Here is a 13,007-nt window from a genome sequence, read left to right as displayed (position 1 = left end):
ACTCAACCTATTTCGACACTTTTACCAATTTATATAAACCCGCTCCGTGCGAATTGATTTCGGGAGCAAACTCGCCCGAAAATTGTCCAACTACTTTTCCTGACCATAAATCAGTAATCAAATAGTTGTCCAAAAGTCCAAAGTTTTTCAGGTTTACGGATATTTTTGCGCTTGGCGGTGGCGGTGGTCCCGAAGGATTTTCAGTAAAGACTAAAAATTTCACAGTGGCACCCACATTTTGAGAAATACAAGCTTCGTCTAAACCAACAATGGTTTTAAAACGAGTGTAGCCTTCCGGCAAATCAAATTCTATAATGGAATTGGAATGCGTGCCGATACCATTTTCATATTTAACTTTTTTCGTGATCAAGCTATTGCCGGAAACGCTTTGGTTCAGCTTTGGTTTTTGCCAGCCTGATGTTGCTTTTCTCCACTTCAAACTGGTGAGTTTGATAGAGTCGTTTCCGTTGTATAAAGTGGGTTCAATCCAGTTGGCGTGATCCCAATCCGTATTATCGCCTGCATCATTTACTATTAAATAGAGTTTTTTGGCACCCGAAATAGCAATGTCAACCTTGGCACTTTGACCTGGAGTTGCTCTTGAAATTATTCCGCTGTTCCAAACCGCTTTTTCTTCGGTTACCATTTTTTGGTCGGTTGTATTGAAAACCGCCAAGTATTTGGCTCCTGTTTTTGGTTCGTCAGCCATCCAAGCGGCTTTGTCTTTGTCGGTGAAAAGCGGTTTGTTGTTCGTGCTTTCGTTCAACACTTTCAACACGTTTTTATTGGTCAGCAACGAAAGCGTAAAAGGATCATTGTCCGGAAGGTTTCCGCCAAACATCAATGGCGATTTGAAAATGCTCCATAAAGTCATCAAGGTATATTGTTCATCCTTGGTAAAGGCCGTCATTCGAGGATCGCCTCTTTCTGCCCGGATGCCAATTCGCCCCAGCGGCAACATATCGCCATCGGGATAAGCACCGTAAGCTCGCCATTTGTTCCAACGTTCGAAGACTTCGAAATGCTCTTTCAATTGTTGCCAACTGTCCCAAAAATCACCAACGGTACGCCACATATTCGCATTTTTCTGCACGTGATCGGCGTGTGCAATTGGAGTTTCGCCGGGAGAAGTACTCAAAACGATTTTACGCCCCGTGCGGTCAATGGCTTTGCGGATCATATCGATTTCTCCTTCAAAATAAATAGGCGAAGAAAGGTCGTCAATCTTGACAAAGTCCAATCCCCAAGAAGCATACAATTCAAAAAGTGAATTGTAATATTCTTGCGCACCCGGCTTGGTGGGAACTACCGTGTACATATCGCGCAACCAAGTGCACTGGTCTTTATCGGAATAAATATCCTTGGCCGTGAAATTCGTTCCTTTTATGGGCAAGTTTTGTTTTACGGCGATTACGGGAATGCCTCGCATAATATGGATTCCAAACTTCAAGCCTTTATTATGAAGGTAATCGGCCAAGGGTTTGAAACCTTTTCCTCCCGCCGCCGAAGGAAAACGGTTTGCTGCCGGCATAAATCTGCCGTATTGGTCCAAGACATAATCGGGATCTTTTTCGTTGTATCCGTGTGCTTTGTCATTGCCCACATACCATCTGATATCGACTATAATATAATTCCATCCGTAGGGTTTTAGGTATTTAGCCATATAATCGGCATTGGCTTTTACTTCTGCCTCGGTAACCGTGGGACCAAAGCAATCCCAGCTATTCCAGCCCATTGGCGGAGTTGCTGCCCAATCATGAAAGTCTCTTTTGGTCTGGGATTGAACAGAATAAATGGATATAGAACAGCATAAAACGGCGAATGCGATTTTGTAAAATTTAGATTGAATCATTTCTATTATTTTTTGGTAAAATAATTTGTTCATAAGTGTAGTATTCACATTTGTAAATGTAATTTAAAAAAAGGCACAAAAACAAATTAATATGGCAAAAAAACAGCTAATAAATAGAAGGATTGTGATTCAAGTTTGGGATGATCTTTTTCAGGAAAAAGCTTCCTCTTTTTTAGTGGAAAGATAAATACTCTTAAAGCTTTTAAAATTCTACGAAATACAACTTGACAACCTTTATGCCTAGCAAAAACTATAGATTAATTTACCGGGTTATTGCAAATCTGATACTGCTTCGTTTAATTTATTACCAATTATTAAAAAACAGGTTTGATTTAAATAATGTATAAAAAAATAGGTACAATTTAAGTAATGCGTAAAAAAAAATGGCTGTTTTTTTATGTATTGATAAAAAAAAAATTAAATTTGCGCAATCGATTACACTTATTTCAGAGTTTAAAAATAACTAACCTACTTGTTTTATGAAAAAAAATTATTTTTTATTATTCGCATTGTTGTTTTTTGCGTCTTTGGTACAGGGGCAAATTACAAATGCTGTCACCTATGATTTTAGGGACGGAACCATTATTACTGCGAAGCAGAGTACTGATGGGAAACTAACATTAGCCGGGGCTTATATTTGGCACAATAATAGTCCAACTGGCTATGGTCTACAATTAAAAGTGAATCAGGAAATCAACATCGCCGTACCAGGAAGTTGTACGATTCGTTTTCTTGGATCTACTTATTCTGGCCTAAAGATGGTGGGTACTGCATCCGTTTCAGGGGATTTGGGAACACAAGTTACAAAAGTAGCCACCGATAAAGTGGATACTTATGATTTTGTATATTCTGGTGTTGCAAAAACTTTAAATTTTAAAACTATTGCGGGAACGGGTAATGATGTTTATTTGCCAAAGATTGAAGTTATTCCTGCGCAATTAGGAAAAAACTTTACAGTAGCAGAAAAAAACATTCCTTATTATTTTGATCTTAGGGACGGAAGTATTGTGCCTTCTAGTCCTCCAAATACCATAACAGCAGGATTGTTCAAGATCGAGGCAGGAGCTACAAATGGACTTGGACTAAATGGTATCCAGCACGGTATCACTTTTAAAGACGGCAATAAAATAACATTGCAAGTTGCCGGAAACAGCTATATTAGAGTTGCAGCAGATCAATATTCCGCAGGAGTAATCACTGCCTCTAGTGCTACAGGAGCTTTTAACGTAACTTCTCAAAACAATAACACAGGAGCTACATTTAGCGATGGAAATCCATTATATGTAGATTTTCTTTATGTTGGTACAGCTGGAACAGTAGTTCTTAATCATACAGGCGGAGGAACAGCATACTTGCCATACATAGAAATTTCTCCTAATCCTTATGCTGTTTCTTTAAGCACTTATGTGCAAAAATCAGGTACAGTAACGCTGAATGGAGTTACCATTAACTTAAGTTCTGGAGCCACAGCAACAGATAACGCTACAATTACGCTAAGTAGTGGTGTTGTATTAAGTTCATTACCTGATAATGGATTTGTTGCCATTGATTTAGGAGGCAATATATCTACTCTTACTCCTACTGTTTCCGGTGATATTGCTTCAGCTACAATTTCTGGAGGCAATTTAAATATTACTTATGCCAATAGCAGTACTGACCCCAAAACATACACTATTAAGCTATATGACAATAGTTATTTAAATGGAACTACTAAATATGATTTTACAGATGGCACTATCATAACAAATAAACAAAGTACAGATGGGTTGCTAACTTTGGCTGGTGCGTATACTCATCAAGGCACAACTTATGGTCTGGATTTAAAAGCAAATCAAGAAATGAACATTGCTGTTGCTGGAAGTAGCGCACTAAAATTTCTTGGCTCACAATATTCTTCTTTAAGTATGTCGGGAACGGCAACAGTTTCTGGTGATTTGGGAACTCAAGCCACAAAAGTCACAACTGATTTAGTTGATACTTATGATTTTGTTTATTCAGGTGCTTCAAAAGCATTGAACTTCAAAGCAGTTACTCCCGGAAGTGATGTTTACCTACCTTCTGTAAGTGTGATACCTGCCCAAATGGGAGCAGCTTACACTGCATCTGTTAAAAATGTACCTTATTTCTTTGACTTTAGAGATGGAAGCATTATTCCTAAAATTACGCCTGGAAATGTTGGCATAAACAAAGGATTGGTAGAAATTGTTCCAGGTGCAAGTAATACTTATGGTTATAATGGTTCACAACACGGTTCTGTCCTAAAAGCAGGTAATCAAATTAAATTACAAGTTAACGGTAATTCGTATATCAAAGTTGGTGGTAGTATTTTTTCCGCAGGTACAATTTCAGTTTCAAGTGCAACAGGAAATTTCGATAAATCATCTCAATCCTCTACTACCTTAGCCAATTTTGATACAAATAGAACTTCAGTAGATTTTCTATACGTTGGTACTGCCGGTGTGGTAACATTAGATTTTACAGGTACAAATTATGTTCCATATATTGAAGTTGTACCAGTTACAACTCCTGTTTCATTGACTCCTTGGGTTCAAAAAGCAGGAACAATTACTATCAATGGAACCGTTGTTACATTTACCGCAGGTGCAGATGCTAGCGCTAATGCAACTGTAGCATTAAGTACTGGGACTGTTATAAGTGCAACAAATGAAACAGCATCAATACAAATTCCTTTAAACGGCAAAGCTTTATCTTATTATACACCAACTCTAACTGGTGATATTGCTTCTGTTGCTGCAAATGGAAATGTGCTTACCATCACTTTTTCTGATCCAACTTCGAATCCTACAACCTATGCTTTAAACATAGCAGACAATAGTGTGGTGGTTGAAGCAATACCCGGAAAAACCTATACCTATAATTTTGCAAATGGCACTGTTCTTCCACAAACAAGTTACCAAGCATTGCGCTACAACACTTTTACAACAAGTGATGGTATTCTTAATTTAAAAAGCAACACTACTGTGGATGCCTCAAAATTCGGATATCATGATGCAGCACACGGAGCGGTATTCTTTCCTGGAAACTCTATGGATATCATAGTTGCAGGTAATGCTACAGTAACATTCGTGGTTTGTACCTATGGCGGTGGAACTGACGGAGTTTTTGAGTTTAAAGATTCCAATTCTAATGTTTTAGGTTCTGTGAATGCTCAAAACATTGGAGGCGCAGATGGGACGGCAGTAAGTTTTACCTATACTGGCCCTAAAGGTGTAATTACGGCAACATTAAAAAGTGCCTCATTTCCAAATGCTGAATTTTATATTCACGGCATGAATATTGAAAATGCAGCAACTATTGTCGCTTCAAATGGCAAAACGGATGCTTGGGATTTTGGAGCTGTACAATTAGACACGTCCTTATTCAATAATCAATTAACAGCCACTACCATTAACTCTTGGTATAATTCATCGATTGTAGCAGGAAGTACTGCCAATGTTTTGCCTTCTTTTACCGCTGGTGTATTGAGTTGGGTTGGAGGTTCAGACGACAGATTGAGAACGACAAACACTAACCTTACGCGCTTCGACGAAAACATTGCTGGAGCTGTAGATTATACGGGAAGAGTTTATGTTAACGCCGCAGCAGCATCAGGAAGATACATGAGTCTTACATTAAGTGCAGACGATGAAATTACCATTTTCGCCAGCACAGATGCAGGTGGAATTATCAATTTTCAATATGTAGCAGACGCTGCCTCTCAAACCAACCAAGTTTCAGTTCCAACAGCTGTTACAGAACTACACTTTGTTGCTAAACAAGCTGGTACTTATCATGTATTTGATACCCAAGGCAAACCAAGCTATTATAGAATTTTAAGAAAAGATGCGGTATATAAAGCATTGACAGGAAATGTAGATGTTACATTGGCATCTGGAATACCAAGTGGTTACACAATTGTATTCACTAACGAAGCAGGTAAAATTTGGTCATCAGCTGTTTCCGGCGGAACTTATAATGTTAACCTTCCTCAAGGATATACTTATGCTTTAAGTTTAGCTGGAGCCAATGGATATATAATTAGTAATGGGACTTCTTTAAATGTAACAAACACCACTACAACTTATGACATAGCCATACAAGCAGTTGAACTTCACACTGTGTCAGGAAATATTACAGGTTTAGGCACCGATATTTCAAAAGTGACATTGAATTATGTTCCAGCTGCATCAGCAAATAAAATTTATGTTCCAACACCAGTTATAAATACTGGAGCAGCGACATATACAGTGCAATTAGAACCTAACGTAGAATATACGATTTCTGGTCAAGGTGTCAACAATTATGAAATTCTTTCGAATAAAATTACAATCGGAAATGCAGCTGTGGCTGTTGATGTTGCTTTTACTGCTAAACCGGTTTACAACGTAGCCATTAATACTACAGGATTGGATGCTACCCAGTTGTCTAAATTAGCTTTGACTTTCACAAATTTGAATGAATCGGGTTATGTGTACAATTTCAGTTCCGTTTCAGGTATAGCTTTGCGAAATGGTGTTTACACCGTTGCTTATAGTGGTTTAGATGAATATCCAGTTGAAACAGGATTAATTTCTAACCTAACCGTGAATGGAGCAAATACTTCAAAAGCATTCGATTTCAAACCAGTTACCAATTGGTCATTTGACGATAAAGTTATTGCAAATGGAACGCCAGCCTATAAAGGAATGTTATTTACAGGTACCATTGCCAATGAAATTGCCAAAGGACACATCACCACTAAAGCAGGAGCAACTATTAAAGTCCCTGTAAATGTTGGAGACAAAGTTACTATTACCTATTACTACAGTGCCGACTTCTCTATCGAGGGAGGAACTGCAATTACAACGGCAAGCAATAGTACAACTACTTTTGAAAATGTAGAATATTCATATGCTGGTTCTGTTCCTGGTTTTGTAACCATTACCGTTGGTTCAGGTGCTGCAACTACTTATTTTACAAATATAGCAGTTGGCGGAAGTAACCCTTACAAATCAATAATTACAGTTGGTACAGACAAAGAGTATCAAACTATAAATGCTGCGCTTAGTGCCGTTTCTAAAATGACTCGTACCAGTTCAGATCGCGTAACTATCATGATTGATCCAGGTAATTATGAAGAAATGCTGGAAATAACACAAGCAAATGTTACTTTAAAAAATGCGGCAACTACTCCTAATATTGACTTACTAAACAAAGGTGTTGACATTAAAGATGGAGCGGTTCGTATTACATCATATTATGGACATGGTTACAATTACTATAGTATGAAGAACAACCAAAAATGGAATGCCGATGTACTAAAAACAAATAAAGAGAATGGCTACCTAACCTATGAAAACAAAGGATCGGGTACTACCAATGGTTCTTATTGGAATGCAACAGTTGTTGTTTATGCCAATGGTTTTGAAGCCAACGACATTATCTTCGAAAACTCATTCAATCAATACATCTCTAAAAAAGAATCTGAGGATGTTGTGGTAATGTGGACTTCGGAAAGCAAAGGAGTACGTCCAACAAATATTGGAAATACTGCAGTTCAAGACAGAAGTTTTGTAGAAAGAGCAGCTGCCCTTTCGATTACAAATAATGTTGACAAAGTGGTATTGAACAAATGTAGAGTTGTAGGCCGTCAGGATTCTTTCTTTGGTGGTGTAGGCTCAAGAGTGGTCGTTTACAAAGGAGTAATGATGGGAGCTGTCGATTATATTTTTGGTGGAATGACCGCTGTTTTTTATAAAACTGATTTAGCCATGAATACCAGTGATGTTAGCGGAGACGAATCTTACTTAACAGCTGCCCAACAAGCTTCAGGAAGAGGATACTTGATGTACGAATGTAATGTTACAACAGCTATTCCAGGAACTGAAACAGCTTCTACTTATCGTTCTAAACCAGGTTATTTTGGTCGTCCTTGGCAAGCAACTACTAGCGAAGTGGTGTTTTACAACACTACAATCGAAACAAGTAATTTCCCGGGATCGGAAGGATTATCATTGATTAAACCTCTTGGATGGCAAAATTCATTGGGAGGAATATCTGCCAAAATGTACGAATACGGAACAATTGAAAATTCGGGAGTAGACAACTCGTCAAGTCGCGCATCCTGGGCTACTAAATTGTCTTCGCCTACATTGACAGATGGTACAGCTATCACTACTTTGAATTTCACCAAAGGTTCTGATGGTTGGGATCCAATTCCTCAATTGATTGCCAATGATCCAGCTCTTGGAATCAAACAACATCTTGCTAATTCGAATGTAAATGTGTATGCCTACAAAGATGTCATAGTGGTGTCTAATGTAAAATCAAACACAAAAGTGAATGTTTATAATTTAAATGGAGCATTAGTCAAATCATTCGATACTATTGAAAATACCCAATTTAATTTAAACAAAGGTATTTGGATAGTTGTTGTCAAAGATGCTGAAGGTCAAAAAGCAGTTAAGTTGATGACCTATTAAAACCACAAATTAATTAAAAACCAAAAGAAGCCGTCTCACAAGAGACGGCTTCTTTCATTTTGTAAAATAGGACTTTATACCATTTAGAAATATAAAATAGTTTTTTTTGTTTAACCTCACCCCAACCCTCTCCAAAGGAGATGGAGCAAGAATTGGATTATTTTATATTTCTAAATGGTATTATCTACCCGTTCATTCCTAAGCTGATACTGCTTTCCTGCTTCAGAATATTTACCCGAACTCAAAGCGAATCTTTTTCCAAACAATTGCCGCACTTCTTCCAAGGCATTAAAATTCCTGCGACCAAAGCCAGAAACCTGCGACATTAGATGGCACTTTTATCACTTTGCCATCGAGCAAATCCTTCAAAGGATTTCATGACAAAATTATGGCCTGTACAACCGTTGACCATCAATTCTTGGACGGGAACACCGGTACCTTTATGCAGCAATCCAAAACGGCTTTGATTTTGAAAAGAATATTTCCCAAAGTCGCCATCACAACATGATTTTTTTGGAATCGAAAGTCAGTTCTTTGATAGATGCTTTTCGGCTCCTATTCCAATAAGGCGCACCCAATCCGCTAAAAGCTGGCACGACATAAACGCCGTTATTATCTTGAACTGATGTCCCATCGCTTCCGTTTTCCGGCTTTCGCCAAAGAGTTGCAGTTCGTTTTTCAGCCATTCGATGGTGGAACCGCAAGAAACAATAACACCTACCTTCCCAATACAAAAAAGGCCTGCATTTCTGCAAGCCCTTATGATGTTTTTTAAAGAAAAACTATTTCTTGATAAACTTCCAAGTATTGGAAACTTCACCAACTTTAAGATTACACAAGTAGATTCCTTTAGACAAGTCCGCTACATTAACCGACAATTTTTCAGAAGGGGAAACATTATTTTTGGAATACGAAAAAACTTTTTGACCTGTAGCCGAAAAGATGTTTATGGTGGCATTTCCAGAAATACTATCCGATAAATCAATATTTAAAACAGCATCAACAGTTGTTGGATAAAGATTGCCCATATTTAATGTCTGATCTTTTACGCCTAAATTAGCGCAACTAGTAGAAATTGCTCCCGTTGGCGAAACTTGCAAAGTAGCTCCTGCTCCGCAGCTTGCATTGGAAACATAAGCCGCTACATTGGCTACAGGAAGCACGGTATAAGAGTAAGTAGGTTTTACAGCAACTGCAGTACCTGTATAAGATCCAATAGGTGTAGCTGAAGTACCTCTCACAGATCCATTGAATGTTAGCCCAACCGTTCCGCCATCATCCGTATAGTTTTTAAAAATATTAGTAGTCCCCGTACTTCCAACTTTAACAAAATCAGAATTTTCCACATAACAAGTGCTACCGTTAGTTCCACCGCCAACACCTATGGCTAACTTTCCTACACCTGTATTATAATAACAATTTAAAATATGTAATTCTGAATTTCTTGCTCTTGGCATTCTCTCTACACAACCCTCAGCCCAATAGCAATTTTTAAAAGTAATGCTGAAATGCCCATCTGTTGGAGCATTCTCTGCTTCTGGTCCAGAACCTACCAAATCAGAAAAACGATGATCGTTTGTAAATTTTAATTCATTTCTGGGTGTTGGATCTTTAAAATAAGTAAATTTACACCAGGAAATAGTTACATTATCTGCTTCTCCTTTGTTGTCAAAATTTCCATCAATTCCATCCTGAAATTCACAGTGATCTACCCAAATATTGGTGCCTTCATTCGTAAGATTATCCCTGCCATCACAATCAAAAGCACCTGGGCCTTCAAAAATAAGGTTTCTTATAATTACATTTGATGAGCCTGGTTTAATAGATAAAATTCCAGAATTAGCAGCTGATGTAGCGATATCACTTGGTATTGGTTGAGTTCCAGTTATTGTAATTTGTGTGTTTCTAAGTTTCGCACCCGGCAAGCCTATAATAGTTTTATTGGTAAGTAACACACTCGTATAAACACAGTCAATCGTACCTGAAACCAAAATTACTGCATTTGCAGTAGCTGTTGAGTTAAGGGCGTTTTTTAAGGCAGTGTAGGTTGAAACCGTTACTGTATTCAAAACCGTTGGAGTTCCACCTCCAGTGGCTGCTGCGCCAAAACCTTCCGGACTCGCCATGTAATAATTTTGAGCAGTGGCATTGTAAAGCCCAATCCAAAAGAGGCTTAAAAATAATATTTTTTTCATTGTATAAAAGTGATTTAATTCAATATGTAGTGCAAATTACAACAAAAAGCAATATGCGTAATCGATTACATAAAAATTATCACTTTTTTAAGCACTAAATTAAAAAAACAACGCTTTTTTATTAAGATAATACTTTGTTCTGTTAATAAAAAGCGTTGTTTAGGATTTGGAAAAGAGTTACTTCATTTCGGCATTATACTTCCTTACTAATTCCCGAGTTTTCAAACCTGATTCTTTAAGGTCTTCGTCTTTCCATTTGCCTTCGGAATTTGCGGATTTTTTCAGCATCGAACAGGTTTCGTCTTTATCGGAAATGGACCAAGTGATCCAGCTAATTTTTTTGGCCTCCATCCAATCGATGTATTCTTGCCAAGCTTTGTAATTCATTGGTCCATCGCCAGAAGCTTCCATTCCTGCCGATTCGGAAACAAAAATAGGCAAGCCACTTTTCATCGCTTCATCTGTTCGATCTCGCAACCATTTTTCGTGAGTGGCGGCATAAAAATGCATCGTGTACATCAAATTATCATAGCCCTTGATGGGATCAGCAGCGGGAAGATGCACATCTTGATCCCATTTTGGACTTCCCACCAAAATTATATTGTCAGGATCATTGGCACGAATTACTTTTATTATAGCTTCGGAATAGGCTTTTACCTCTGGCCAAGTTTCATAATCGGGTTCATTGAAAACCTCGTAAATCACGTTTGGATATTTGCCATATTTCTTCGAAATTTTATCAAAATAGGCTGTGGCTTCTTTCAAATTGATGTTGTGGCTGTGCCAATCGATGATGACATAAATATCGGATTTGATGGCTCCCTTGATTACGGATTCTATCTTATCTTCGGAAAATTGAGGTTCCTTTACATAAGGATGTTCTCCAATTTCGATGCCCATCGCAGCACGAACAATCGTGCAATTGAAATCTTTTTTGAGCCAAGCCACCGTTTTTTGATTGTAGAATCTGGGCCAAATGCTATGCCAACCCAAACTCACTCCTCTCAATACAATTGGGTTTTGGTTTTTATCAACCAACTGCGTTCCTTTGACACTAAGTTGGCCGTGTTTTTTCACGAATTGTGCGCTTGTCACACTAGAAATCAACACAAGCAAAAGCACTATAATTTTAGATTTGAAGTTCATGCTTTCTAAATTTAAAGAGTTAATTTCAACGTAATCACGTCGTGAGCGACAATATCGGCAGTGAAATTCTTTTTGGTGGTTCCTGCTTCCTTGTTTTTCCAAAGGTCTTTGATTTTGAAGATGGTTTTGTTAAAATCGGCATCGTAACCAAAATCGGCATCCTTGATTGGGTTTTTCTTCCAATCGAAATTGATTTTCTTGGGAGCGTCGGTTCTGTTCAAAAAAGTGATTGCCCAAGCACCATCCGACAAAGGTTTTACCCAAACTTCCACTCCGTCTTCTACCGTTAATTTGAATCCTTGAATACCTAATTTGTCTTGGTTTACGGCAATTAAATTTTTGTTGGTCAAAATAGCCAAGGTTTCAGGTTTCATTTTTCGGAAGTCATTTCCAGCGATTAAAGGTGATGCCATCATACACCACATAGCAAAATGAGATCGATCTTCGATGGTTGTCATTTCGTTGCCCACTTCCATCATGTCGAAATCGTTCCAATGGTCTGGTCCCGAATATTTACGGATGTCTTTTCGCATTTCGACAATTTTCATAAATCCCCAGGACGACCAATTTTCAGGATGCTTGAATTCGCAATCAAAACAAGGATAAATATCGCCCGAAATTCTCCAAAGATTTCCAACGGGTTCACCCCATTCCCACGGTTGATTGTCGCCCCATTCGCAAAGGCTGAAAACGATGGGTCTTCCAGCCACTTTCAACGCATTACTCATTGTATTATAGGCTTCTTTGGCGGTGATTCCTGCAGTGTTGCACCAATCGTACTTCAAGAAATCGATTCCTAACTTGGCATAAAAACGAGCATCTTGGTATTCGTAACCACGAGTTCCAGGATAACCCGCACAAGTATGCGTTCCGGCGCAATTGTACAAGCCGAATTTCAGTCCTTTGGAATGCACATAATCGATTATGGCTTTCATTCCGCTTGGAAATTTTACGGGATCGGGAATTAAATCACCATTTTCGTCTCGTTCTTTGGTCATCCAGCCGTCATCGAGCACAATATAATTGTAACCCGCCGCTGCCATTCCAGACGAGACCATAATATCGGCGGTTTCTTTGACTAATTTTTCGTCGATATTGGTGGCAAAAGTATTCCAAGAATTCCAACCCATTGGCGGAGTCATTGCCAGGCCTTTGTATTTTCCTAATTCTTGTTTTCGGGTGTTGCCTTGCGAAAAGCCCAGAATTGTTGTTCCGGTTAAAAGTAAACTGAGGAGTAATTTTTTCATTTTTAATGTTTATTAATTATATTTTATATTTGAATTGCCTCCTGCTTTAGCTGGAGGAATAAAATAGCCATAGTGTAAATTGGCTTTAGCAAAATTGCATTCTTTT

7 protein-coding genes are annotated in these 13,007 nt (G+C 38.2%); 1 reads left to right on the top strand and 6 read right to left on the bottom strand.

Annotated elements, in window-relative coordinates; all coding sequences use genetic code 11:
* Window positions 1–7: 7 nt before the first annotated feature.
* Window positions 8–1,852, bottom strand: coding sequence for an NPCBM/NEW2 domain-containing protein (locus OZP13_RS16280; RefSeq protein ID WP_281297861.1), 1,845 nt, complete (start codon window positions 1,850–1,852; stop codon window positions 8–10).
* Between the two features lie 479 nt (window positions 1,853–2,331).
* Here OZP13_RS16280 and OZP13_RS16275 point away from each other — a divergent pair, with 479 nt between their 5' ends.
* Window positions 2,332–8,313 carry a hypothetical protein gene (locus tag OZP13_RS16275; protein WP_281297860.1) on the top strand — a complete coding sequence of 1,994 codons (5,982 nt, stop codon included), beginning with the start codon at window positions 2,332–2,334 and terminating at the stop codon, window positions 8,311–8,313.
* A 325-nt stretch (window positions 8,314–8,638) separates the two neighbouring features.
* Here OZP13_RS16275 and OZP13_RS16270 read toward each other — a convergent pair whose 3' ends face one another.
* From OZP13_RS16270 to OZP13_RS16250, 5 genes are all read right to left on the bottom strand, one after another.
* Window positions 8,639–8,764, bottom strand: coding sequence for a hypothetical protein (locus OZP13_RS16270; protein ID WP_269241194.1), 126 nt, complete (start codon window positions 8,762–8,764; stop codon window positions 8,639–8,641).
* 46 nt (window positions 8,765–8,810) lie between these two features.
* Window positions 8,811–8,999: a hypothetical protein gene (locus OZP13_RS16265; RefSeq protein ID WP_349293480.1), complete on the bottom strand. Its 189-nt coding sequence runs from the start codon at window positions 8,997–8,999 to the stop codon at window positions 8,811–8,813.
* A 96-nt stretch (window positions 9,000–9,095) separates the two neighbouring features.
* A complete protein-coding gene (locus OZP13_RS16260) occupies window positions 9,096–10,508 on the bottom strand; it encodes a T9SS type A sorting domain-containing protein (RefSeq protein WP_281297859.1) in 1,413 nt (470 codons plus the stop codon).
* 177 nt (window positions 10,509–10,685) lie between these two features.
* The gene (locus OZP13_RS16255; protein ID WP_281297858.1) at window positions 10,686–11,654 is read right to left on the bottom strand and encodes a glycoside hydrolase family 5 protein; all 969 of its coding nucleotides are present in this window, start codon (window positions 11,652–11,654) and stop codon (window positions 10,686–10,688) included.
* A gap of 11 nt (window positions 11,655–11,665) precedes the next feature.
* On the bottom strand, window positions 11,666–12,901 hold the full coding sequence (locus tag OZP13_RS16250; RefSeq protein ID WP_281297857.1) for a glycoside hydrolase family 27 protein: 1,236 nt from the start codon (window positions 12,899–12,901) through the stop codon (window positions 11,666–11,668).
* Window positions 12,902–13,007 lie beyond the last annotated feature (106 nt).

Origin of the sequence: Flavobacterium limnophilum (genome assembly GCF_027111315.2) — a bacterium.
GTDB classification, from domain to species: domain Bacteria; phylum Bacteroidota; class Bacteroidia; order Flavobacteriales; family Flavobacteriaceae; genus Flavobacterium; species Flavobacterium limnophilum.
The sequence above is the reverse complement of the archived record's forward strand: the minus strand, read 5'-3'. Positions and strand labels throughout refer to the sequence as shown.

Coding starts and splice junctions, on each gene's coding strand:
- OZP13_RS16280 (WP_281297861.1), bottom strand. CDS start 1,852: ATGATTCAATCTAAATTTTACAAAATCGCATTCGCCGTTTTATGCTGT.
- OZP13_RS16275 (WP_281297860.1), top strand. CDS start 2,332: ATGAAAAAAAATTATTTTTTATTATTCGCATTGTTGTTTTTTGCGTCT.
- OZP13_RS16265 (WP_349293480.1), bottom strand. CDS start 8,999: ATGGCTGAAAAACGAACTGCAACTCTTTGGCGAAAGCCGGAAAACGGA.
- OZP13_RS16260 (WP_281297859.1), bottom strand. CDS start 10,508: ATGAAAAAAATATTATTTTTAAGCCTCTTTTGGATTGGGCTTTACAAT.
- OZP13_RS16255 (WP_281297858.1), bottom strand. CDS start 11,654: ATGAACTTCAAATCTAAAATTATAGTGCTTTTGCTTGTGTTGATTTCT.
- OZP13_RS16250 (WP_281297857.1), bottom strand. CDS start 12,901: ATGAAAAAATTACTCCTCAGTTTACTTTTAACCGGAACAACAATTCTG.